This window comes from Bradyrhizobium sp. Pha-3, assembly GCF_042258615.1.
Taxonomy (GTDB): Bacteria; Pseudomonadota; Alphaproteobacteria; order Rhizobiales; family Xanthobacteraceae; genus Bradyrhizobium.
On the sequence record NZ_CP170152.1, the window covers coordinates 6,714,989 to 6,738,205 of the forward strand.

General features: G+C 65.0%; 18 protein-coding genes. 8 read left to right on the plus strand and 10 right to left on the minus strand.

Features of this window, described 5'->3' with window-relative positions; translation table 11 throughout:
* Positions 1-12: 12 nt before the first annotated feature.
* Positions 13-2,379, minus strand: a complete 2,367-nt coding sequence (locus ACE10Z_RS31650; RefSeq protein ID WP_375784275.1) for a transketolase — start codon at positions 2,377-2,379, stop codon at positions 13-15.
* Between the two features lie 131 nt (positions 2,380-2,510).
* Between ACE10Z_RS31650 and ACE10Z_RS31655 the strand changes: the two genes are divergently transcribed.
* The 4 genes from ACE10Z_RS31655 to ACE10Z_RS31670 all read left to right on the plus strand — a co-directional run bounded on the left by ACE10Z_RS31655 (position 2,511) and on the right by ACE10Z_RS31670 (position 5,445).
* Positions 2,511-2,972: an Lrp/AsnC family transcriptional regulator gene (locus tag ACE10Z_RS31655; RefSeq protein WP_024579268.1), complete on the plus strand. Its 462-nt coding sequence runs from the start codon at positions 2,511-2,513 to the stop codon at positions 2,970-2,972.
* Positions 2,973-3,444: 472 nt separating this feature from the next.
* Positions 3,445-3,753 carry a hypothetical protein gene (locus tag ACE10Z_RS31660; RefSeq protein ID WP_375784276.1) on the plus strand — a complete coding sequence of 103 codons (309 nt, stop codon included), beginning with the start codon at positions 3,445-3,447 and terminating at the stop codon, positions 3,751-3,753.
* Positions 3,754-3,818: 65 nt separating this feature from the next.
* Entirely contained in the window at positions 3,819-5,003 is a 1,185-nt protein-coding gene (locus tag ACE10Z_RS31665) for a Spy/CpxP family protein refolding chaperone (protein WP_375784277.1), read from the plus strand.
* 220 nt (positions 5,004-5,223) lie between these two features.
* Positions 5,224-5,445 carry a hypothetical protein gene (locus tag ACE10Z_RS31670; RefSeq protein WP_375784278.1) on the plus strand — a complete coding sequence of 74 codons (222 nt, stop codon included), beginning with the start codon at positions 5,224-5,226 and terminating at the stop codon, positions 5,443-5,445.
* A 44-nt stretch (positions 5,446-5,489) separates the two neighbouring features.
* On the opposite strand, the gene ACE10Z_RS31675 is transcribed toward ACE10Z_RS31670, so the two are convergent.
* A complete protein-coding gene (locus tag ACE10Z_RS31675; protein ID WP_375784279.1) occupies positions 5,490-6,662 on the minus strand; it encodes a fumarylacetoacetate hydrolase family protein in 1,173 nt (390 codons plus the stop codon).
* 148 nt (positions 6,663-6,810) lie between these two features.
* Here ACE10Z_RS31675 and ppk2 point away from each other — a divergent pair, with 148 nt between their 5' ends.
* Positions 6,811-7,773: a polyphosphate kinase 2 gene (gene ppk2 / locus ACE10Z_RS31680; RefSeq protein ID WP_375784280.1), complete on the plus strand. Its 963-nt coding sequence runs from the start codon at positions 6,811-6,813 to the stop codon at positions 7,771-7,773.
* 336 nt (positions 7,774-8,109) lie between these two features.
* Positions 8,110-8,988, plus strand: a complete 879-nt coding sequence (locus ACE10Z_RS31685) for a transporter substrate-binding domain-containing protein (protein ID WP_375784281.1) — start codon at positions 8,110-8,112, stop codon at positions 8,986-8,988.
* A 201-nt stretch (positions 8,989-9,189) separates the two neighbouring features.
* Here ACE10Z_RS31685 and ACE10Z_RS31690 read toward each other — a convergent pair whose 3' ends face one another.
* From ACE10Z_RS31690 to ACE10Z_RS31725, 8 genes are all read right to left on the minus strand, one after another.
* Positions 9,190-9,858, minus strand: coding sequence for an amino acid ABC transporter permease (locus ACE10Z_RS31690; protein ID WP_375784282.1), 669 nt, complete (start codon positions 9,856-9,858; stop codon positions 9,190-9,192).
* A 121-nt stretch (positions 9,859-9,979) separates the two neighbouring features.
* Positions 9,980-11,239 carry an NAD(P)/FAD-dependent oxidoreductase gene (locus ACE10Z_RS31695; RefSeq protein ID WP_375784283.1) on the minus strand — a complete coding sequence of 420 codons (1,260 nt, stop codon included), beginning with the start codon at positions 11,237-11,239 and terminating at the stop codon, positions 9,980-9,982.
* Between the two features lie 4 nt (positions 11,240-11,243).
* Positions 11,244-12,002 (minus strand): SDR family NAD(P)-dependent oxidoreductase, encoded by a 759-nt coding sequence (locus ACE10Z_RS31700; protein WP_375784284.1) that lies wholly within the window; start codon positions 12,000-12,002, stop codon positions 11,244-11,246.
* A gap of 78 nt (positions 12,003-12,080) precedes the next feature.
* Positions 12,081-13,163 carry a zinc-binding dehydrogenase gene (locus ACE10Z_RS31705; protein ID WP_298377745.1) on the minus strand — a complete coding sequence of 361 codons (1,083 nt, stop codon included), beginning with the start codon at positions 13,161-13,163 and terminating at the stop codon, positions 12,081-12,083.
* A gap of 119 nt (positions 13,164-13,282) precedes the next feature.
* Positions 13,283-17,017, minus strand: coding sequence for an autotransporter domain-containing protein (locus ACE10Z_RS31710; protein WP_375784285.1), 3,735 nt, complete (start codon positions 17,015-17,017; stop codon positions 13,283-13,285).
* A 272-nt stretch (positions 17,018-17,289) separates the two neighbouring features.
* On the minus strand, positions 17,290-18,249 hold the full coding sequence (locus ACE10Z_RS31715) for a DMT family transporter (protein ID WP_375789967.1): 960 nt from the start codon (positions 18,247-18,249) through the stop codon (positions 17,290-17,292).
* 390 nt (positions 18,250-18,639) lie between these two features.
* A complete protein-coding gene (locus ACE10Z_RS31720) occupies positions 18,640-19,479 on the minus strand; it encodes an aldo/keto reductase (RefSeq protein WP_375784286.1) in 840 nt (279 codons plus the stop codon).
* A gap of 223 nt (positions 19,480-19,702) precedes the next feature.
* Positions 19,703-21,187: an aldehyde dehydrogenase family protein gene (locus ACE10Z_RS31725; RefSeq protein ID WP_375784287.1), complete on the minus strand. Its 1,485-nt coding sequence runs from the start codon at positions 21,185-21,187 to the stop codon at positions 19,703-19,705.
* A gap of 117 nt (positions 21,188-21,304) precedes the next feature.
* Here ACE10Z_RS31725 and ACE10Z_RS31730 point away from each other — a divergent pair, with 117 nt between their 5' ends.
* Positions 21,305-22,390, plus strand: a complete 1,086-nt coding sequence (locus ACE10Z_RS31730) for a substrate-binding domain-containing protein (RefSeq protein WP_375789968.1) — start codon at positions 21,305-21,307, stop codon at positions 22,388-22,390.
* Between the two features lie 86 nt (positions 22,391-22,476).
* Positions 22,477-23,214 carry a glutamine amidotransferase gene (locus tag ACE10Z_RS31735; RefSeq protein WP_375784288.1) on the plus strand — a complete coding sequence of 246 codons (738 nt, stop codon included), beginning with the start codon at positions 22,477-22,479 and terminating at the stop codon, positions 23,212-23,214.
* Positions 23,215-23,217: the final 3 nt, after the last annotated feature.

Below are 23,217 nucleotides of genomic sequence, written 5' to 3' on the forward strand. Positions count from 1 at the left end.
CCTATCCCTTCATCACACCGCCATCTTGCGATGCCGAACCGGGGCGCCGACCGACACGCTTTCCGCCGCATCGATGATCGCGTTGGCGTCGATACCATAGTGCCGGTAGAGGTCTCCGATCGTCCCGGTCTGGCCGAAATGCTCGACACCGAGCGCCTCGACCCGATGGCCGCGCACGCTGCCGAGCCAGCCGAGCGAAGCCGGGTGGCCGTCGATCACGGTCACGATGCCGCAGTCGCGGCCGAGCGGCGCCAGCATGCGCTCGATATGACTCAAATGCTGCGTGCCACGGCGGTCGCGGCGCAAATTCCGTGCGGCGGACCAACCCGCATAGAGCCGGTCGGCCGAGGTTACCGCCAGGAGACCGACATCGCGGTGGCTCTCGCCGATCAGGCCGACCGCCTCGATCGCCTCCGGCGCGACGGTGCCGGTATACGCAATGACGATGTCGCAGTTCGGGCCCGGCTCGCGCATCCAGTAGGCGCCATCGGTGATGTCGCGCTGCAGGTCCGGTGTCATGATCCGTTGCGGCTGCTCCAGCATCCGCGTCGAGAGCCGCAAGTAAACCGAACCGCCCTCGGCACCCTCGCGCTGCATGTGGCCGAACCCCCAGCCCATGATCACGGCAAGTTCATCGACGAAGGCCGGATCGAACGAGGCAAGCCCGTCCTGCCCGATCCCGATCAGCGGCGTCTTGATCGACTGATGCGCGCCGCCTTCCGGCGCCAGCGAGATGCCCGATGGCGTCGCCGCCACCATGAAGCGGGCGTCCTGGTAGCAGGCGTAGTTCAAGGCATCGAGCCCGCGCTCGATGAAGGGATCGTACAGCGTGCCGACCGGCAGCAGCCGTGCGCCGTTGATCTGCTGCGACAGGCCGAGCGCCGACAGCATGATGAACAGATTCATCTCGGCAATGCCGAGCTCGAGGTGCTGGCCCTTCGGCGAATATTCCCAGGTGTAGGCTGACGGGATCTTCTCCTGCCGGAACAGGTCGTGGTTCTCCGCCTTCGCAAACAGGCCGCGGCGGTTGACCCAGGCGCCGAGATTGGTCGACACGGTGACGTCGGGCGAAACGGTGACGATGCGCGACGCAAGCTCGCTGTCGCCGCGTGCGAGCTCATGCAGCACGAGGCCAAAACCCTGCTGCGTCGACATCTGCGCGGAAGCCTTGAAGGCCAGCCGCTCCGGCACGTCGATTTGAGGCGCCGAGAGACGGCGGCGTCCTTCGCGGTTGAACGGCGCCTCGGCCAGGAAAGCCTCGAGCTTCGCGGGCTCCTGCGACAGGCCCTCGAACTTGTCCCACTCGTGGCCGGGGCGGATGTTCTGCGCCGTGCGCCACTTCTCCATCTGCGCCACCGTCATCAGGCCGGCGTGGTTGTCCTTGTGGCCCTGCATCGGCAGGCCGACGCCCTTGATGGTGTAGGCGATGAAGCAGACCGGGCGGTCGTGGTCGATCGCCTCGAAGGCCTCGATCATGCTCGCCATGTCGTGGCCGCCGAGGTTCGACATCAGCGCCAGCAACTCGTCGTCGCTGCGGCGATCGATCAGGGCCGACACCTCGCCCTGGTCGCCGATATCGTCGCGCAGATGCTTGCGGAACGCAGCACCCCCTTGGAAGCAGAGCGCCGCGTACATCTGGTTCGGGCAATTGTCGATCCAGCGCCGCAATGCCTCGCCGCCCGGTTCGGCGAAGGCTTCGAGCATCAGCTTGCCGTACTTCACGATCACCACGTCCCAGCCGAAATTGCGGAACATGGTCTCGAACTTGGCCCACAGCCCCTCGCGCACCACGGCGTCGAGCGACTGCCTGTTGTAGTCGACCACCCACCAGGTGTTGCGCAGGCCGTGCTTCCAGCCCTCGAGCAGCGCCTCGAAGATATTGCCCTCGTCCATCTCGGCGTCGCCGACCAGCGCGATCATGCGGCCCTCGGGCCGGTCGTTCAGCCAGCCATGCGCCTTGACGTAGTCCTGCACCAGCGAGGCGAACAAGGTCTGCGCCACGCCGAGGCCGACCGAGCCGGTGGAGAAATCGACGTCGTCGGTGTCCTTGGTGCGCGACGGATAGGATTGCGCGCCCTTGTAGCCGCGGAAGTTCTCCAGCTTGTCACGGGTCTGGTGGCCGAACAGATACTGGATCGCATGGAACACCGGGCTCGCATGCGGCTTCACCGCGACGCGGTCCTGCGGGCGCAGCACCGAGAAATACAGCGCCGACATGATGTTGGCGAGCGAGGCCGACGAGGCCTGGTGGCCGCCGACCTTCAGCCCGTCGGTCGAGGGCCGCACATGGTTGGCGTGATGGATGGTCCACGACGACAGCCACAGCACCTTGCGGGCCAGGGCGGACAGCATGTCGAGGCGTTCAGGCGCGATTCCCATGGCAATGCTCCGGGCGAATATCTCGGATGTTACTGCTGCGGGGGCCGCCGAAAATCTCAATTCCACGCGACAGCACAGAAAAAATTGGGATAAATTCCCACGATCCGGCCCTCACCTGCGAGTTCATCCCAATGCCTGCCCTCGACGCCATCGACCGCAAGATCCTGAGTCTGCTCCAGACCGACAGCCGCATGACCATGCAGGAGCTCGCCGACAAGGTCGGCTTGTCGGTGTCGCCCTGCCACCGCCGGGTCAAGCTGCTCGAAGAGCGCGGCGTGATCTCGCGTTACATCGCGACCGTCGACCAGAAATCGCTCGGGCTGCATGTCTCGGTCTTCATCTCGATCAAGCTGGCGCGGCAGAAGGAAGAAGACCTCAACCGCTTCGCGCGCGCGATCTCGAAATGGGACGAGGTGCTCGAGTGCTATTTGATGACCGGCAACCGCGACTATCTGCTGCGCGTCGTCGCCGCCGACCTCTCCTCCTATGAAGCGTTCCTGAAGAACAAGCTGACCCGGCTCGACGGCATCGCCTCGATCGAGTCGAGCTTTGCGCTGAGTCAGGTGAAGTATTCGACGGCGTTGCCGGTGTGAGGGCGTTGGTTGGTAACTCCAATCGTGCCAACACCACGGTGTCGTCCTGACGAAAGCCAGGACCCAAAACCACCGCATTTGGTTGTGAAGGGAATCTGGCCCCAGCGTCGTGCAGCGACGGACAATTGGGGTAATGGGTCCAGGCTTACGCCAGGACGACGATGAGGATGAGTAAGTCGCAATTCAAGATGTTGCGCATCCGTACGCCGCGCAATTCAGTGATGGCACCTCAGCCGCGGTGAACCACACCGGAGATTGCCCTCGCCGCAGGTCCCGCGCTGCAAAATTAAATCGTCGCGACCGGATCGTCGCGGGAACCCGGCAGCGGCCTTCGATGTTGATGTCGGGTATCACTGAGTATCCGAAGGGTGAGGACAGATGCTGAAGGCTGCCCGCTGCAGACACACCGTGTTGGCGCTCACCGCGATCCTCGCGGTCGTGGCATCGGCCGCGCTGTTCGCAGGCAGCGCCGATGCTGCTCGCGGTGGCGGTGGCGGCCACGGCGGTGGAGGTCATGGCGGTGGAGGTCATGGCGGTGGCGGCTTTCATGGTGGCGGGGGCGGATTCCATGGTGGCGGCGGTGGCTTTCATGGGGGCGGAGGCGGCTTCCACGGTGGCGGATTCCACGGTGGCGGACTTCACGCCAGCGGCGCGCGTGGCGGCGGTTTCCACACTATTCATCCCGCTGCAAGAGCCGGCACGCGGCTCGGCGGTGGCTCCGGCGCGCGTCATAACCAATTCCGGCCTGCCGCTCATGCCGCGCGCGTCGCGCCGAGCGTAGCCGCCGGCCGTCATGCCGCCTCGCCCGCCGCGATGCGGCACAATGCGAGCGCCGTGGGGCACGCGTTGGCCTCGCATCAGGTCCGGGCCGCGCTCCAGAGACCGGGCGGCCTGCGCAATCCGATGACGCGCGCCGCGATCGCGACGGCCGCCGCCGGAGCCGCCTGGAACCATCAGAATGGCGGTTGGTGGGGCCACGCGCATGGCGGCTACGGCTGGGTCGGCCCGATCTTCTGGCCGTACGCCTATTACGATCTTTATGACTACACCTGGTGGGGCTGGGGCTACGACCCGTACTTCTGGGATTACGGCTATGGCGATCTCTATGCCGGTCTGTTCGGTCCGTACGACTACGATGCCTTGAGCGGCTATGCCTACTACCTGCCCGGCTATGACGGTCCGCGGCCGCCGGCCACGCGTCGATCGCGCGCCGCCGGTCAAACCACGACCCTCGCCGACATGTGCGGCAGCGACAGAGGCGATATCGCGGGCTTCCCGATCGAGCAATTCCGCAGCGCCATTCAGCCCAATGCGGAGCAGAGCACGGCGCTCGACGAGTTCGCCAGCGCATCGCAGAAGGCGTCCGCGACCATTCTCAACTCATGTCCCAAGGACGTGGCCTTGACGGCGCCGAGCCGCCTCGCCGCGATGCAGCAGCGCCTCCAGGCGATGCGCGACGCGGTCGGCATTCTTCAGCCGCCGCTGGAGAAGTTCTATGGGCTGCTCAGCGACGATCAGAAAGCGAAGGTGACCGCGCTGGTGGCGGATCAGCACCGCGGCCAGCGTGAGGCGACGGTGGACAACGGCAACTGCAATACCGCGCAGCCTGCCGCCATCGCATGGCCCGGCGACATCATCGAACGCGATGTCAAGCCAACCGACGCGCAGCGGACGAGCCTCGACGCCTTGCGGGATGCGGCGACAAAGGCCGAGGACACATTGAAATCGTCTTGTCCGCCCACCGACGCGCGCACGCCGCCGGCACGCCTTGCGGCGGTCGGAGCCAGATTGGATTCCATGCTGCAGGCAATCGGCACCGTGCGTCCGGCGCTGGACAGCTTCTACGGCGCGCTCAGCGACGAGCAGAAGGCCGCGTTCGATGCTGTTGGCCCCGAGCGGGACGGCGGCAGGATCGCCAACGCCGCGATGACCGCCGCAGGCGGCGACGAGCCGCCGCGAGGCCATCATCGCCGCCATCACCATCACGGCCCGAACATCGGCGGCATGATCTTCCGGATGATCGGCTTGTAAGGCGCGCCATCGCCTCGCGCGTATGGCGGTGACACCATCCCGCGGTATCCCAGCGGGGCAACCAGCCGGAGCAACCAGGCTACGGCGCGATCCATATGCCAATCACGATAATGGCCAGTGAGACGGCAATCACCAGCATGTCGGTCGTGAGCCAATCAGGCATTCCATTCGATGGCTGCTCGCTCATGTCCGCGACTCCTTCTGTTCGCGTCGAGCCAGTATGCTGAAGCGAAGCAGCGCGAACGAGGATGAACTGGATCACATAAGGGCGCGACAAGCGGTCGCTCCGAATTTCATGCTTCCGCGCGCCCTCAAGTTGCAGCACGCGATTGATCTGCCGCGCAGGTTTCTGAACATGTTCGACAACGCCGGCGGCGACGGCAAGCGCAATAGCACGTCATGGCCGGACGTTGTTGCCAACGAAGCACGCAGGGTGAGTTAGCCGGAGGCGTGACCCACCCTACGTGCTGCGCACTACGCTCTACGTCACAGCACCTTGCGCTGCGCGAGGTTCTTCATCAGCGCGCCAACGCCGAAGGTCCAGGGCTCGCATTCGTCGCTGCCTCGCATGCGGTTGACGAGCTTGCCAAGCTGCGGCGCTTCGATGGTGACGATGTCGTCGCGCTTGTGGGTAAAACCCTCGCCCTTGGCGTCGCGGTCCTTGACCGGCGCGAACATCGTGCCGAGGAACAGCGCAAATCCATCAGGGTATTGATGCACGGGGCCGATGGTCTGGGCGACCAGATCGGTCGGGTCGCGACTGATCTTGCTGATCGAGGAATGCCCCTCGAGCACGAAGCCGTCGGCGCCCTTCACGGTGAGGCCGACATCCATCTTCCTGACGTCGTCGAGCGAGAAGGTCCCGTCGAACAGCCGCAGCAGCGGACCAATCGCGCAGGAGGCGTTGTTGTCCTTGGCCTTCGACAGCAACAGCGCCGAGCGGCCCTCGAAATCGCGCAGATTGACGTCGTTGCCGAGCGCGGCGCCGACGATCTTGCCGGCACCGGAGACGACAAGCACGACCTCCGGCTCCGGATTATTCCAGGTCGATTTCGGATGCAGGCCCGCATCCATGCCTGACCCGACCGAGGACAGCGTTGGCGCCTTGGTGAACACTTCGGCGTCGGGGCCGATGCCGACCTCAAGATACTGGCTCCAGGCGTTCTGGTCGATCAGCACCTGCTTCAACCGCGTCGCCTGCTCGGAGCCCGGCTTCAGCTTGGAGAGATCGTCGCCGACCAGGCGCACCACCTCCTTGCGGATTGCCTCCGCCGACGACGGGTTGCCGCGCGCGCGCTCCTCGATCACGCGCTCCAGCATCGAGATCGCAAAGGTGACGCCGGCGGCTTTCAGCACTTGCAGGTCGACCGGCGCGAGCAGATGCGGTCTTGTCGCGTCGCGGCCGTCGGGCGGCGTGTTGGCGAGGATCGCCTCGAAATCGCCGATCCGCTCGCCGCGCGTGGCGCGCAAGGCTGCCGCGGGATCCGCCTCCTCGCAGAGCGTACTCACGGTCGGGAAACGCGCGGTGACGTCGAACACGCCGTCAGCCCGCACCGCGACCACGGCGGGTCCGCCCGCCTGCGGCAGCCAGACCCGACCGACCAGCGTGCCGGCGGTGCCGTCCTGCGGCAGGACGTCTTGTGGCGTGAGCGAAATCATCGGCGTCTCCTTTTTTGATCTTGTCATCGCTTGTTAGCACAGTCCGCGCGCTAGCGTGAAACTGCGGTCATGCCAATGTCATAGAGGGGTAACATCGCCCGTCAATGCTCCCGTCCGATCGATCTAACACACTGAAAGACGGACCTTCATGACCGCCTCCGACCTCACCGATGAAGCCGCCCGAGATGAAGCCTTGCGTGACGAAGCCCTGCGCGACGAAGCCTTGCGTGCCCGCATCCATCAGGAGATGGCCGACAGCCTCGACGAGGAACTCGAGCTTGAGTTCGACGACATGAGGCTCGATGAGCTCGACCACGACGGCGTCGCCGGAAGGCCGTCGATCGACCGCAAGCTCTACTTCCGCGAATTGCTGCGGCTGCAGGGCGAGCTCGTCAAGCTGCAGGACTGGGTGCAGCACGAGAAGCAGAAGGTCGTGGTGCTGTTCGAGGGGCGCGATTCCGCCGGCAAGGGCGGCGTCATCAAGCGCATCACCCAGCGGCTCAACCCGCGCATCTGCCGCGTCGCGGCGCTGCCGGCGCCGAACGAGCGCGAGCGCACGCAATGGTACTTCCAGCGCTATGTCTCGCATCTGCCCGCCGGCGGCGAGATCGTGCTGTTCGACCGCAGCTGGTACAACCGCGCCGGCGTCGAGAAGGTGATGGGGTTCTGCAACGACGAGCAGTATGAGGAATTCTTCAGGTCGGTGCCGGAATTCGAGCGCATGCTGATCCGCTCCGGCATCATCCTGCTGAAATACTGGTTCTCGATCACCGACGAGGAACAGGCGTTCCGCTTCTCGATGCGGATCCAGGATCCGCTGAAGCAGTGGAAGCTGAGCCCGATGGACGTCGAGGCGCGGACCCGCTGGGAGCTCTACACCAAGGCCAAGGAGACGATGCTGGAGCGTACGCACCTGCAGGACTCGCCGTGGTGGATCGTCGATGCCGTCGACAAGAAGCGCGCCCGGCTCAACTGCATCTCGCATCTGTTGAGCCAGATCCCCTACCAGCGGGTCACGCACCAACCGGTGGTGCTGCCGCCGCGGGTGCGCAACCCGGACTATCACCGCGGCCCGATCCCGCCGGAGATGTACGTGCCGGGAACGTATTGATGCTGGTCGTTTCCCTCTCCCCGTTCCTACGGAGAGAGGGGAAACACGTCTGCGCAATTTCGGAATAATAGAATAGTGCCACTGATTTGCCCGACATGTCAAGTTGACGTGTCGAATGCAGGTACGCCTCCGGCTACTGTGCATGGGGTTGTTTTCGATATTTTGGCAGGGCGCCCCTGCGGAGGCAGGCTAGATGCGATTTGCCTGCCGCAAGCTGGGCGAGCTGAAGAGATAGGCATCTCCCCTTCGCCACGCCTACCAATGGCGCAGGTGTGCGCCCTTGCTGGCACCGGAACCCGACGCTAGGCTTCCCCGATCTGGTGCAGGGAGGCCCGCTTGACTCAATCCGACGACATCGCAATTTCCGAAGATCGCCGCGACGCACTGCGCTATGCGCTCGGCATCGGCAGCGGCGCGGCACTCGCGGCTGCCATGGCCACCCCGGCCTCGGCGCAGACGACAGCCGACAACACGCTCGACCGGATCAGGGCCAACAAGGTGCTGCGGATCGCGGTGCTGCCGGGCGAGTTGCCTTATTTCAACAAGGATCTCGCCACCGGCACCTGGTCCGGCTTCTCGATCGAGATGGCGAACGACCTCGCCAAGCTGCTCGACGTCAAGCTGGAATATGTCGAGTCGACCTATGGCAATTCGATTCTTGATCTGCAGGCCAACAAGATCGACCTCGGCTTTGCGCTCAACCCGACCCCGCAGCGGGCGCTGGTGGTGGATTTCACCAATCTGGTGTTCCCGCATCCGTTCGGGGCGATGCTGAAGAAGGGCCTGGAGGCCAGGACCTGGGCCGACATCAACAAGCCCGAGGTCAGGATCGCGGTCGATGTCGGCTCGGCCAACGAGGCGGTGGCGCGGCGCTTTGCACCGAACGCCACCATCAAGTCGCTGAAATCGCGCGACGAGGTGATGCTGGAAATGTCGTCGGGCCGCGTCGATTGCGTGGTCAACGCGCTGGTGCTCGGACTGACCGCGATCGCCAAGAACCCGAACCTCGGCACCTACAAGATCTTGGCCTCGCCCTCGGTGACGATCGCAAGCGGCACGGCGGTGCGGCGCGAACAGGACAAGCGCTGGCGCGATTTCCTGTCGGTGTGGATCGACTACAACCGCGGCATCGGCCAGATGCGCGAATGGTTCGTCAAGGGCCTCGGCCTCGCCGGCGTCAAGGCCGAGGACGTGCCGGTGGAGCTGAATATTTAGAGCGCGACTTTATTAATCACACTGCGGCCTCTTCACCTCTCCCCGCTCTTTCGCGGGGAGAGGTCGGATCGCATCGCAGATGCGGTCCGGGTGAGGGGCAAGGCACACGGCTCAACAAGTCGCGAATTGCTCGCCGGATGGAGGCCCCTCACCCCAACCCTCTCCCCCCGCGAAGAGCGGGGAGAGGGAGAAGAGGCAGCCTCACACCTTGTCGTAGGTCAGCCCCCGCTCCAGCCGCCGCGCCACCAGCGTCGACGGAAACAGGATTGCAAAATAGATCAGCGCCACGATGGTGTAGACCTCGAGCGGCCGATAGGTGTCGGCGTTGATCAGGGTGGCGTTGTAGACGAGATCGGGCACCGCGATGATCGAGACCAGCGAGGTGTTCTTCAGCTGGGTCACCGACTGGTTGACATAGGGCGCCATCATCGGCTTCAGCGCCTGCGGCAGGATCACGAGCCGCATCAGGCGCCAGCCGCGGAAGCCGAGCGCCTTCGCCGCGTCCCACTGCCCAATCGGCACGCTCTCGATCGAGCCGCGCACGATCTCGGCATAGAACGCGCCGCCATAGAGCGACAGCACGCTGACCGCTGCGACATGCGCCGGGATGTTGACGCCGATCACGACCGGAAAGGCGTAGTAGAACCAGATGATCTGCACCAGCAGCGGCGTGCAGCGGAACAATTCGATATAGGCGATCAGCAGCCAGTCGATCACGGGAATGCGCCGCAGCCGCAGCATGCCGACGATCAGGCCGATCAAGGTGCCTAAGATGATGGTGCCGATCGTATAGGCCATGGTCCAGCCGAGCCCGAGCCAGAACAGATGGCTGTACTTGGCGAGGATCCCGAAATCCCAGACGTAGTTCATCCTGCCCCTCGGCTGACTCTAGTTTTGACGCGTTTTCTTCACGCGAACCGGTGCCCACTTCGCTCGAAAACGCTTTGCGTGCCGCCTTGCGGGCCCAGCATCGCAGGCGGCCTTATGCGAGTCACGCGATATACCGGCCCGGCGAAAAGGCCTTCACGTCGAACGGCAGTGCGGCGCCTGCGATCATTGCCGCGACCGCGGCGCCCGTTCCGGGACCGGTGGTGAAGCCGATATGCTGGTTGCCGAAGGCGAGCCAGAGGCCGCGATGCCGCGGCGCTTCGCCGATCATCGGCAGGCTGTCGGGCAGCGTCGGCCGCGCGCCGCGCCAGCGCTCGCCGACCGCATCGCCGAATTCGACCACGCTACGCGCCATCGGCACCACGGCCTCGAGCTGCGCATAGTTCGACGGCGCATCGCGCGCGGTCAGCTCGACGCCGCTGGTGACGCGAATACCCTGCTCCATCGGCGTCATCAGAAAGGCACCCTCCGCATCATGGATCGGGCGCAGCAATTTGCGTGCCGGGTTCGGCACGAAATGCTGGTGATAGCCGCGCTCGAACGCCAGCGGCACGCGATAGCCGAGCGGCCGCAGCAATTCGGCCGACCACGGCCCGAGCGCGACCACGACATGGCGCGCAGCGATTTCGCCGTCGGCAAGCTGCACGCGCCAGCTGTCGTCTTGTTGTTCGATCCGACGGATCTCGGATTGCCGCACGGTGCCGCCGTTAGCAGCGAGCATCTGCGCATAGGCCTTGACCACTGCGCCCGGTGAATCGACCGATGCCGTCTGGGTGTGCAGCAGACCTGTGCTATAGGCAGGGATGATGTTCGGCTCGAGCGCCGAGATCGCCTGGCGATCGAGCACCTCGCTTTTGATGCCGAATTCAGCGAGCGCCGCCTGCTCGGCCTTGGCGGTCGCGAGCCCGTCGCCGCGCCAGGCCTTGAGCCAGCCGGTCTCTCGGATGCGATGGCCGGCGCCGGCCTGCACGATCCAGTCGCGATGCAGCGCCAGCGACGTCCCGATCAGGCCGTGCAGCGCGGCGGCGCGCGGTTTGGTCTGCGACGGTGTCGCCGCGGCGAGGAAGCGGATCACCCAGCCGGCGTTGGCGACCGCCCACGGAAGATTCCAGCGCAGCGCCGGATGCGTGTTGGTGAGATATTTCGGCAGGTTCTTCAAAAGCTGCGGCGTGTTGAGCGGCAGGATCGAGCCCGACGAGATGATGCCGGCATTGCCGTAGGAGGTCTCGCTGCCCGGCTCGCGGCGGTCGACGATGACGACGGAGAGACCGCGCTGCCGTGCGGCAAGGCCGGCCGAGACGCCGACCATGCCGGCACCGAGCACGACGACGTCAACCTGCTGTGCCGACGCGCCCTCGCTCATGCCGTCACATCAGGGTCAGGCCGCCATCGACCGGCAGCGTCGCACCGGTGATGTGGCCCGCTTCCGGCGACAGCAGGAAGGCGACGACCGCGGCGACCTCGTCGGGCTCGGCCAGCCGCTGCATCGGATTGGCCTTCGCCACCCGCTCCCAGGTCGCGGTGTCCAGCGCGCCGAACAGGCCGGGATCCTTGCGCGTATAACCGGGCATCACGGCATTTGAGGTGGCGCCTGATGCGGCGAGCTCGATTGCGAGCGACTTCACCAGCACTTCGAGCGCAGCCTTCGCGGCCGCCGATCCCGGGTAGGTCGCGCCGGGCACGAAACGATGCGGCCCGAAACTGGAGACCGCGACGACACGACCCTGCGCACTGCGCGCGAGATCGGACAGCGCAGCCGTCGCGATTTCATGAAATGCCGCCGCCATCACGGCAAAGGCACGCTCCAGCGCCGCACGCGGCAGGCTGGCGAATTCGCGGCGGTCGGCAAAGCCCGCGGCGTGTACGATGCTGTCGATGGGCCCGAATGCGGCGCGCGTGGCCTCGACCAGCGACGTGCCCGCGCCGGCCACGGCGAGATCGCCGGTAGAGACCGCGACCTTGGCGCCCTTGCTGCGGCATTCCTCTGCAACCGAATTGAGCCGCGCCAGCCCACTGGCCTCGGCGCCCTGGCCATGCAGCATCAGCCCCTGACCGGGGCCGGCGAGCCTGCGCGCAACTGCGGCGCCGATGCCGGAGCCGCCTCCCGTGATGATTGAAACGCGCATGAGGTGCGTGCTGTCAGTGCGATAAGAGACGGCGAACTATAGGTTCGGCGTCACGAAATGCAAACCGCGCTGTCAGCACTAACGCCACGGCTCAACCAGGATCTTGGTGTGCGCCTCGGGGTTGGCGAGATCGGCAAAGGCCTGCGCGACGCCGTCGATGCCGACGCGGCCGGTGACCAGCGATGCGGCATCGACCTGGCCTTCCGCGATCAGCCGCAGCGAATAGGCGAACTCCTCCGGCGTGTAGCCGAGCACGTACTGGACGTTGAGCTCCTTGATGATGCCGAGCATCGGTTCCGACTTGTCGGTCTCCATGCAGACGCCGACCACGACGACACGGGCGCTGCGCGGGGCGCCCTCGAACACCTGCTGCAACACGCCGGGCACGCCGACGCATTCGAAGATCAGCGCGGGCTTCAGCGGCGGCAGCAGCGCCTGCATCGGCGGCCGCGCCGCCTTCTCCGCTTCGGTCATCTGGGCGTGCTCGGCCCAGCTCGCATAAGGCTGTGTCTTGGCAGGATCGACCACGACATCGGCGCCCATCTTCTCGGCGAGCAGCCGCCGCGCCGGCGAGTAATCGGCGGCAACGATCGGGCCAAGCCCCTTGATCTTCAGCGCCGCGATCACCGCAAGGCCGACCGGGCCGCAGCCGATCACCAACGGCACCTCGCCGCCTTTGATGTTGGCCATCGCCACCGCATGCACGCCGACCGCAAGCGGCTCGGTGAGCGCGGCGTGCTCGGCGGCGAGCCCGTTCGGCACTTCGAGCAGCAGCGGCTCGCTGAGCAGCATCTGCTCGGCATAGGCGCCGAGATAATCGTTGGAATAGCCGATGCCCTTCGGGCCCTCCGGCGTCAGCAGTGCCGGCAGCGAGCAGACGCGCGTGCCGGGCTTCAGCTTGCGCGTGGTGCCCGGGCCGTAATCGAGGATCTCGCAGCAGAACTCGTGGCCGAACACGACGTCGCGCGACAGATCCATCGGCGTGCGGCCGGGCAGGAACTTGCTCAGCTCCACCATGCGGTGGGCGTGCTTGCGCGCATGCAGATCGGAACCGCAGATGCCACAGGCGAGCGATTTGACCAGAACCTGGCCGGCGCCCGGCTTCGGTTCCGGCATCTGGTCGACGACAATCTCGCCGTTTCGGAAGATCGCTGCGCGCATGTTTCCTCCCGCGTGGGTTTCGTCCCACTCATTTTGATGCGTATTTCGTCCCGCGAAATACACTGTCGCGGATCAAGTCCGGGACAGGCTTTCGCTGCGGGAGGCTATAGCACGGGGGGTCACCACGTATAGCGCATAACGCCCTTGCCGGCGTAGGACTGGGTGACGCTGGAGAATTCACCCTCGAAGGTCGCAGCCGCCGACCAGCCGTTCCGCCACTTGATCTCCGCCGAGGCCGTGGTCAGCGCGGACTCGCTGGCCTGCGCCGCACCGTTGACCACGAAGGCCGCCCCCGGCAGCGCCTGGAACACGGCCGCCGCGCTGCGGTTCGGATTGAAGTCATGCGCCCAGGCGACGCGGCCGCGCAGCGTCACGATGCCGCCATCGACCGCAAAGGCTTTATCGGAGCGCAGGCCGAGCTCGCTCCTGACGTCGGTGACGCTCTTCGCCGCATAATTGAGCGCGAAAGCGCCGCCGCCGGAAACCACGCTCTCCGCATAGTTCGGCAGCTCGAAGCTGGTAAACTGCGCCGCCGCGTAAGGCGTCAGCCCGATCCACGGCGTGGTAGTGCGATAGCCACCCTCGAGCCGGCCCGACCACGCATTGGCATTGAAGTTTGCGCGCAGATGGTCGACGCCCGCGGCGGTGACGATGCGGTCGGTGGTGATGTCCTGCCAGCCATAGGCGAGCGCTGCGCTCAAGTAGGCCGCGCCGACGGTGTGGCGGACGAACGCGCCGGCCTGGAACAGGTCGGAGCGGCCCCAGCCGAGACCATTGGTGCTGAAGCTGGTGGCGCCGCCAGCGACTGCAAATCCCGCAATGGTGTTCGGCGAGAAGCGGTAGTCGGCGCCGACTGCGGTGCCGTAGACGCTGCTGCTGGTGTTGTTCGAGCCCAACACCGCGTTGCCGCTGGTGGTCTGCGCGCCGCCATAGCCCGCCGCCCAAATGCTCCAGCGCCGTTCGAAGTCGAGCTGCTGCGGCGGCGCCTTGGCATAAATAGCGGCCAGCGCATCGCGCGGCTCGGTGGTGCGCGCCGCAGTGGCCAGCGAAGCGCTGTCCTCCGCGAACGGCACCGCGCCACCGCCACTAACACCGCCATCGCGTCCGGCGACGAACGGATCGGTCAGAAGGCCGAGGAACTGGTTCATCGCGCTGAACGTCGCCTGCTGCGATCCGGTCGCCCCCTCGCCCGAGGCCTGCGTCAGGCCGTTCGGCGAGAGCCCCGCGAACGCGACGTTGATACCGCCATTGGCATTGAAGAAGTTCTGCAGCGTGGTGGCGACATTACCCTGGTTGACGTTGAGCTTCGATGCTGCGCCGTAATCGAGCACGAAATTGAGATAGGCATTGTTCGCGTCGTAACCGAGCGTCGCGATCAGCCCCGCCGGCACCCCGGTCGAATCGATACCGGCGAACGTTCCGGCGCGACCGCCGGCCGCCGACAGGATGGTGTATTGTCTCGCGATCGTGCTGCCGGCAGCGATGCTGACGCCCACCGATCCGGCAAGCGCCGCGGTGCCGGTCACCTTGGCCGATGTCGCGGCGGTCGCATTGAGCCCGACGAGATACAACGCACCGGACTGGAAGGCGAGATTGCCCGCCACGTTCAGGAACGTGCCAGGCGTCGCATTGCCCGGCAGCAGGATGCCGCCGCTTGCAATCATTGTGCTACCGACGGTGCCGATGCCGGAGAGCGCACCGCCTGAATTCACCGTGACCGAACTCGACGACACGATCGAGCCGTCAACCTGCAGGATGCCGCCATTGACAACAGTGGTTCCGGTATAGGTGTTGACACCCGAGAGAGTCAGCCTGCCGCTGCCCGTCTTTTCCAGATTGCCAGGCCCGGCCGGGCCGCAACCGCAGGGATTGGAATCGGCGATCACGCCGCTGACGACGGTCGAGAGATTGTTGCCGCCGACCGTGAGCGTATTGCCACCACCGATGTAGTAGGTGCCCGAACCCGCGATCGAGCCTGCCGTGATGCGGCCGTCGCCGTTCGGCCCAAGGCTGCCGCCTAAATCCACGAAGCCGGTGCCGTTGGTGATGAACTGCGCGTTGCCACCGGTCGCGTTGTCGACGAACTTGACGTTGGCGCCGCTCTCGGTGGTGATCGTGGCGCTTCCGGCCGTCGCATATGCAGCAAACATCAGCGCGCCGCCGGAGCGGTTGATGATCGTCGCATTGCCCGCGGTCGGTGCCTCCGTCATACTGAAACCGGACGTGCCGAAATAGGTCAGGCCGCTGTTGTCGATGGTCGCGTTCGCTGCGGTGCTGTTCTGGAAGAAGCCGGTATAGCCGGTGGCGGAGGTCGTGATCATTGCCGATGCAGCCGACGAGAACTCGAAGAACTGCGTCGAGCCGCCGTTGGCTCCATTGGTGATGGTGGCCTGGCCCGCGTTGGTGTGGCCGAGGAACACGACGCCGCCGCCGTCATGGTTGTTGAACACGGCCTTGCCGGCGGTGCTGGTGTCCGAGCCGCCGGGAGGGCCAAGCGCGTCGCCGAACACCACGGTGCCGCCATTGCTGTTGTTGAACGTGGCATTGCCGGCGGAGCTGGTGTCGCGGAAGATCGTGAGTGCGCCGTTGCTGTTGCTCACGGTGGCATTGCCCGCGGTGCTGCTGTCGCGAAACTCCGTAATACCGAAATTCTGGTTGATGATCGTCGCCGACGAGGCCGTCGTGGAATTGTAGAACGTCGTGGTGGCGACCCCGTTGAAGCCGTCGTTGACGATCTTGGTGATGCCCGCCGTGTTGGCGTTGACGATGTCGAACTTGCCGTCGACGACGACCTCGCCGACGATCGAGGCGGTGTGGCTTGCGTCGCCGAGTTGCAAGGTCGCGCAATTGCAGATCGAGGTGCCGCCGGTATAGGTATTGTTGCCTGATAGCACCACGCGGCCGAGGCCGCCCGAATTGTCCAGCACCGTCAGCTTGCCGGGGCCGTTGCCGTCGGCAATGTTGCCGGCGATTGTGAGCGTCACACCGTTGGCGTCGATCGCGCTGCCGATCGCCGACGCGTTGATCTTGAAATTATTGCCAAAGGTCAGATTACTTAAGCCGTCGGCCTGGAACGCGGCATTGTCCAGCGTGACCGTGCCTGACCCGACCGACTTGTTGTTGGTGACTTGCACGGTGGTGCCCTGCACCAGGGTGCCACCCGAATAGGAGTTGACACCCGACAGCACCGTGAGGCCACCGCCGGTCGTATCCGTCAATCGCAACACACCCGTGCCGGCATTGCCATTGGCAATGACGCCGGACAACGTCAGCACCACGCCCTTGTTATCGACGCTGCCGCCTGTTGCATTGACATTGAATCGGTTGGTGAAGGTCAGGTCGCTGGCGCCATTGGCCTGGAAAGCGCCGCCGTCGAACGTCACCGCGCCCGAGCCGACCGAATTATTGTTGGTCACCTGGACGGTACCGGCCGAGATCAAGGTCCCGCCGGTGTATGTGTTGTGGCCGGACAAGACGAGTGTGCTCGCGCCGAGTTGCCAGACCTGGGCGAGGGGGGACGTTCCTCCAATGTTGTTGGCGATCGAAATCGTCTGGTGCGAATTGGCCTGGTTGAAGATGCCCGAGGCCGCTGAGCCGAAACTGACGTCGGCTCCGCTCACAACATACGATTGCGAGTTCGCAGTGAACGTCCATGAATAGGGAGCGACTGCGCTTGTCACAGTGACAGTCGCCGATCCGGTCGCGTCGAAAATTGCTCCCTGGCCGTTGTTCACCGGCGGCGCGCCCGCGGGCGGATTGGACCAGTTGGTTGCGAGATTGTAGTCCGACGTTCCGCCGGTACCGCCCCATGTGTAATACTGAGCCCGGGCCGAGTTCGCCGGAAACAGGCTCACGGCCGCCGAGGCGCAAAGTGCCAGGACAGTCGCAGCGCGAGACGGACGACCAAACAAAAAGAACATACCAAAATGCACTTACCCAGCCCCCAAAACGCTCTGTGGCGCTCTTGGGGTCAGGGTTAGCATGCGGCGAACCGCGAGATTGCTGATTATTTCCGAGATTTCTCGATTCAGTGTCCGGAGATCGAGGTTTTCGGACTGACTGTTGTACCCGCGCAACGCTAGTGGAGGCCTACTTCGCAACCAGCGCACGACTTCCGGTAACCCGATCAGGCGTTCGGCGACGGCTCGCTGGCCACGGCGATCAACTGCGAGCGGCGGATGCGCTCGCGGTGCGCGGTGTAGAGGCCGGAGGCGACGATGAAGCCGGCGCCGAGGATAGTCCAGCGGTCGGGCACTTCGCCGAAGATCAGGAAGCCGAGGATGCTGACCCACAGCAGCTGCGTGTAGGAGAACGGCGCCAGGACCGAGGCATCGCCATAGCGGAACGCCAGCACCACGATCCACTGTCCGACGGTGGACGCAACGCCGATCAGGATGCCGAACATGATGTCGTGCCAGGTCGGCGTGACCCAGACGAACGGCACCAGCGCGCTGACGATGGCGACGCCGACGATGGACGAATAGGTCATCACCGTGATCGGACGTTCGCTGCCGCTCATCATGCGCGTCAGGATCAGCGTCCCGGCCCAGGCCAGCGCCGAGACGATCGGAAAGACCGCCGCGGGATGGAAGGCGCTGGTGCCCGGCCGCAGGATGATGAACACGCCGGCGAGGCCAACCGCGGTCGCGATCCAGCGTCGCATGCCGACCTTCTCGCCGAGGAAAGCGATCGACAGAGCGGTGACGAACAGCGGCGAGACGAAGCTGGTGGCCGAGGCCTCGGCAATCGGCAGGAAGCCGAGCCCCGTGATGAAGATCAGGGAGGAGCCGAGCAGCGCGGCGCCGCGCAGCACGTGCAGGCCGGGACGGCTGCTGCGCAGCGCGAACAACGGCGTGCCCGGCAGCATCGCCGGCGTCATGATCAGCGCGAACACCAGGAAGCGGATCCAGGCGATCTCGATCGAAGGCAGCGAGGACGACAGATATTTCGCGGTGACGTCGGAGGTGCCCAAAAACACCGTCGACAACAGGATCAGCGCAATGCCCTTGAACGGCCGGTCGGTGCGCGCGGGCGCTTTGCGTGCAGCTGACGTCTTGGCGGGCAATGCAAGGGGAACGCTGTCCAGCCTGGCGGCTACGGCGGCGGGGGGCGGTGTCACGGCAATCTCGAAAGCGAAATAAAGGGGAATCTGCGGTTCGTACAAAACGTCAATTCCGCCGCAAGAACAATGCCCGAAAACGGGACTCCGATATGCACCAGCGCGCGCGACCGCCCGCCGCAGCCTGTGCGCGGCCGCAACTGCAACAGTTTGTTAAGAACTGTGTGGAGTGGAGCTTCTAGTGTCCCGAATCCGAAGTTCGTATCATTCGCCGCACCTTCGGAGCGAACTTCGGATTCGATAAGGACACTAGCAAACTTATGATTCTAGTGTGCTTTATGAATGCGAAGTTCATGAAAGCGGCTGCCGCGAAATCGCACGAACTTCGCATTCAGCACACTAGTGAATCCCGCGAATTTAGAGCATCGGCAGTGAGCGCGGCTTCGGCCCGCGCGGGAACGCCGCGTCGAGCGCGGAGATCTCGTCGCCGCTGAGCTTGAGCGTTCCCGCCGCGGCATTCTCCGCCGCGTGGTCCGCGTTTGACGCCTTCGGAATCGCAAGCACCGACGGCAGCCGCGTAAGGAAGCTCAACGCGACCTGGCGCGGCGTCGCCTGATGCGCCTGCGCGATCGATTGCAGCACCGCACCGGATTTGCCAGACAGCGCGGGAAAGTCATTGTGGCCGAACGGCGAGTAGGCGACCACGGCCACGCCATGCCGCTCGCACCACGGGATCACGGCGTGCTCGATCGCACGCTCCCGCAGATGATAGAGCACCTGGTTGCAGGCGATCGTGCCCTCGCCCGCGACATCGAGCAGTTCATCGAGATCGTCTGCGTCGAAATTACTGACGCCCCAGGAGCGGATCTTGCCGGCCGCGATCAATTCGTCGAACGCCGCGACCGTCTCGGCGAGCGGGGTGGTTCCGCGCCAGTGCAGCAGATAGCAATCGAGGCGATCGGTCTTCAGCCGCTTCAGCGAGCGCTCGCAGGCGGTGATGGTGCCGCGCCGCGAGGCGTTGCTCGGCAGCACCTTCGAGACCAGGAACAGCTCGTCGCGACGACCGGTGATCGCGTCCGCGATCACGAGCTCGGCGTCGCCATACATCTCGGCCGTGTCGATATGCGTCATGCCGGCATCGATGCCGCGCTTCAGCGCAGCGATCGCCGCCTTGCGGTCACCGCGATCGAGATACCAGGTGCCCTGCCCGATCATCGAGACCTGCGGGCCGTTGTTGCCGAATTTTCTTGTCTGCACGGGTTGCCCTTGTTCGCGCTAAAGCCACACGCGAAGGATAGACGAATGAGGCAACGATGTCTCCCCACCGTCGTCCCTGCGAAAGCAGGGACCCATAACCACGGAACGCTGTTGTCGAGAAAGCTTTGGCCACAGCGTTCTTCAGTTCAAAAACTTGTGGTTATGGGTCCCGGGTCAAGCCCGGGACGACGCCTGTTTTGTGGTGCTCACTCGTGCCAACAATTCACACGTTGAGATTCATCCACACCGCCTTCGGCTCCGTGAAGTTATCGAGCGCGGCGGTGCCGTGCTCGCGGCCGAGGCCGGAGTCGCGCTCGCCGCCCCATGGCAACCGCACGTCGGTATAGCCATAGGTGTTGATCCACACCGTTCCGGCGCGAGCCTTTTTGGCGAAGCGCTGCACGCGGCCCATATCGGCGCTCCAGACGCCGGCGGCGAGGCTGTAGGCCGTGCCGTTGGCGATGCGCAGCGCATCGGCCTCGTCCTTGAACTTGATCACGCTGACGACGGGACCGAAGATTTCCTCCTGCGAAATCCGCATCTCATGCGCGACATTGGAAAACACCGCGGGACTGATGAAATAGCCGCGGTCGCCGACGCGGTCGCCGCCGGTGGCGAGCTGCGCGCCTTCGTTCTTGCCGATCTCGACATAATCGAGGATCGAGCGCATCTGCTTCTCGGAGATCACAGGTCCGAGCGCGGTGGCGCGATCCGCGGGATCGCCGATGCGCAAGGCTTCGGCGCGCGCGACCAGCCGCTCGACCACCTCGTCATATGCGTTCTCCTGCACCAGCACGCGCGAGCCGGCCGAGCAGACCTGCCCGGCATTGAAGAAGATGCCGGCGGCGGCAGCCTTGGCGGCGGCCTCCAGATTGGCATCGTCGAAGATCACATTGGCGGACTTGCCGCCGAGCTCGAGCGAGACCCGTTTGAAGTTGCCGGCGGCGCCCTTCATGATGCCGCGGCCGACGCCGGGCGAGCCGGTGAACGTCACCTTGTCGACATCGGGATGATTGACCAGCGCGTCGCCGACCACGCGGCCGGGGCCGGTCACGATGTTGAGCACGCCCTTCGGCAGCCCTGCCTCGAGCGCGAGCTCGCCGATCCGCAGCGCCGACAGCGAGGTCAGCTCGGCCGGTTTCATCACGACCGTGCAGCCGCAGGCCAGCGCCGGCGCGAGCTTCCACATGCCGATCATCAGCGGGAAATTCCACGGCACGATCGCGGCGACCACGCCGACCGGCTCGCGCACCGTGTAGGTCAGCGCATCGTCGCGCGTCGAGACCACGTCGCCGCTGATCTTGTCGGCCCAGCCAGCGTAATAGGTCAGCGTGTCGATCGCGGCGGGGAAATCCTGGCGCAGCACGGCCGATATCGGCTTGCCGGCATCGAGACTTTCCAGCGCTGCGATCTCATCGGCGTGCTGCTTGAACAGTTCGGCCCATTTCAGCAGGATGTGACCGCGCTCGGCGGCGCGCATGGTGCGCCACGGACCTTCGAAGGCGCGGCGTGCGGCGGCGACCGCGCGATCGACATCCGCCTCATTGCCTTCGGCGATGGTCGCGATCACCTGCTCGGTGGCAGGATCGAGGGACTTGAAGGTTTTTCCCGACAGCGAGCGGACACTGGCGCCGTCGATCAGCAACAGCTCGTCCCGGACCGCCGGGGCCTGGCGGGCGCCGCGCCCATAGTCATATGCAACAGACATCATATTTCCTCCTGGCGTCATGGCTCAACGTAGGAGGCTATGACGCGCAGTAAATATGATATCTTGTGCCTATTGGTATACCAAGATATGAAATCGACTTCATAAATGGTGACCACGATGCTGCAGATCGAGATCGAGACCGTCTGGCGCTTTCGGAAAGAAAACTCACCGCAGACCGCGGTCGTGATGCTCGGCATCCTCAACGAGATCAGGAAGACCGGGAAGATCACCAGCGCCGCCAACGACGCGCAGCTGTCCTATCGCCATGTCTGGAATCTGATCGAGCAATGGTCCGAGTTCTTCGGCGTGCCGCTGGTCGAGACCCAGCGCGGCAAGGGCTCGAAGCTGACGCCGTTCGGCGAGAAGCTGGTATGGGCCGGCGAGCGCATGCAGGCGCGGCTCGGATTGCAGCTCGAGAACCTCGCGCAGGAACTGGTCACCGAGATCAAGCCGTTCCTCGCACAGCGGCCGCAGGTCATCCGCGTTCATGCCAGCCACGGCTTTGCGGTATCCAAGCTGCGCGAGTTCCTCGATCGCGAAGGCGGCGTGGGCGTCGATCTCCGTTACGTCAGCAATCAAAACTCGCTGGTGTCGCTGGCGCAAGGCGCCTGCGATCTTTCCGGCGTGCATCTGCCGCACGGCGAATTGCGCGCGCGGGGCATCAAGGCCTGCCGGGAATGGCTCGACCCGCGCGAGGACCGCGTGATCAATTTCGTCACGCGCGAGATGGGCCTGATGGTCAAGCGCGGCAATCCGCTGAAGATCACCTCGCTGAAGGACCTGGTCGAGCGCAAGGCCCGTTTCGTCAACCGCGACCATGATTCCGGCACGCGGCTGCTGTTCGATCAATTGCTGACGCTGCACAAGATCCCGCAAAGCCGGATCAACGGCGCCCAGCACATGGAGTTCACCCATGCCGCGGTCGCCGCCTATGTCGCAAGCGGCATGGCGGATGCGAGTTTTGGCGTCGAGGCCGCCGCACGGCAGTTCGGCCTCGATTTCATCCGCCTGCTCACGGAAGATTACTTCTTCGTCTGCAAGCGCGCCTTCCTCGAGACCGAGCCGATGCAGCGGGTGCTCGACATCATGAAGAGCAGCGAGTTTCACAAGGCCGTGGGCGCGCTCCCCGGCTATGTCGCCTCGAATACCGGCGCCGTCAGCGGCGTGAAGGATTTTCTCGAGAAGATGCATTCCGACCGCTGATCTGCCGCGCGCCGTGGCGGCTGGACTCGCCGCGATCCGCCGCGCTATATTTGATATTATATAGCGAAAAAGACTGGACGTTGCCGATGGGACCACCCCGCTCCGCCATTGCCATCCGCCATGTAGCGTTCGAGGATCTCGGGCTGCTGGCCCCGATCATGGAGCGCGCGGGCTGGAGCGTGTCGTTCTGCGACGCGCCGGTCGACGACCTCTCCGATCGCGCGATCAGGGATGCGGACCTCCTGATCGTGCTGGGCGGGCCGATCGGGGTCTACGAGACCGACACCTATCCGTTCCTCTCGACCGAGATTGCACTGCTGGAACACCGGCTGCGCCGCGGACTGCCGACGCTCGGCATCTGCCTCGGCGCGCAACTGATGGCGCAGGCGCTGGGCGGCCGCGTGTTCCCGGGCAAGGTCAAGGAAATCGGCTGGGGCCCGATCGAGCTGACGCCGGACGGCAAATCATCGTGCCTGCGCAACCTGCGCAGCAAAGTGCTGCACTGGCACGGCGACACGTTCGACCTGCCCAAGGATGCCGTGCGGCTGGCCTCGAATGGCAATTACGAGAACCAGGCCTTCGCCTGGGGCCGCAAGGCACTCGCACTGCAATTCCATCTCGAGGCCGATCCGCGGCAGCTCGAGGAATGGTATGTCGGCCACGCCGTCGAACTGTCGGCGGCGAATATCTCGATCCCAGAACTGCGCGCGGCGACGCAGGCGCTCGCCAGACCCGTCGCCGCGCAGGCCGAGCAGGTGTTCGGCGACTGGCTGTTGTCCATCGCACCAGGCGACAGCGTGGTTCGCTCCAGCGCAGGCGGGTGAGGA

What these genes read in the sequence shown, in the direction of transcription:
- ACE10Z_RS31700 (WP_375784284.1), bottom strand. Translation starts at nt 12,002, where the DNA reads ATGCGCGTTTCAATCATCACGGGAGGCGGCTCCGGCATCGGCGCCGCA.
- ACE10Z_RS31690 (WP_375784282.1), bottom strand. Translation starts at nt 9,858, where the DNA reads ATGAACTACGTCTGGGATTTCGGGATCCTCGCCAAGTACAGCCATCTG.
- ACE10Z_RS31730 (WP_375789968.1), top strand. Translation starts at nt 21,305, where the DNA reads ATGCTGCAGATCGAGATCGAGACCGTCTGGCGCTTTCGGAAAGAAAAC.
- ACE10Z_RS31670 (WP_375784278.1), top strand. Translation starts at nt 5,224, where the DNA reads ATGCTGAAGCGAAGCAGCGCGAACGAGGATGAACTGGATCACATAAGG.
- ACE10Z_RS31735 (WP_375784288.1), top strand. Translation starts at nt 22,477, where the DNA reads ATGGGACCACCCCGCTCCGCCATTGCCATCCGCCATGTAGCGTTCGAG.
- ACE10Z_RS31655 (WP_024579268.1), top strand. Translation starts at nt 2,511, where the DNA reads ATGCCTGCCCTCGACGCCATCGACCGCAAGATCCTGAGTCTGCTCCAG.
- ACE10Z_RS31695 (WP_375784283.1), bottom strand. Translation starts at nt 11,239, where the DNA reads ATGAGCGAGGGCGCGTCGGCACAGCAGGTTGACGTCGTCGTGCTCGGT.
- ACE10Z_RS31660 (WP_375784276.1), top strand. Translation starts at nt 3,445, where the DNA reads ATGCTGCTCGCGGTGGCGGTGGCGGCCACGGCGGTGGAGGTCATGGCG.
- ACE10Z_RS31705 (WP_298377745.1), bottom strand. Translation starts at nt 13,163, where the DNA reads ATGCGCGCAGCGATCTTCCGAAACGGCGAGATTGTCGTCGACCAGATG.
- ACE10Z_RS31650 (WP_375784275.1), bottom strand. Translation starts at nt 2,379, where the DNA reads ATGGGAATCGCGCCTGAACGCCTCGACATGCTGTCCGCCCTGGCCCGC.
- ACE10Z_RS31675 (WP_375784279.1), bottom strand. Translation starts at nt 6,662, where the DNA reads ATGATTTCGCTCACGCCACAAGACGTCCTGCCGCAGGACGGCACCGCC.
- ACE10Z_RS31725 (WP_375784287.1), bottom strand. Translation starts at nt 21,187, where the DNA reads ATGTCTGTTGCATATGACTATGGGCGCGGCGCCCGCCAGGCCCCGGCG.
- ppk2 (WP_375784280.1), top strand. Translation starts at nt 6,811, where the DNA reads ATGACCGCCTCCGACCTCACCGATGAAGCCGCCCGAGATGAAGCCTTG.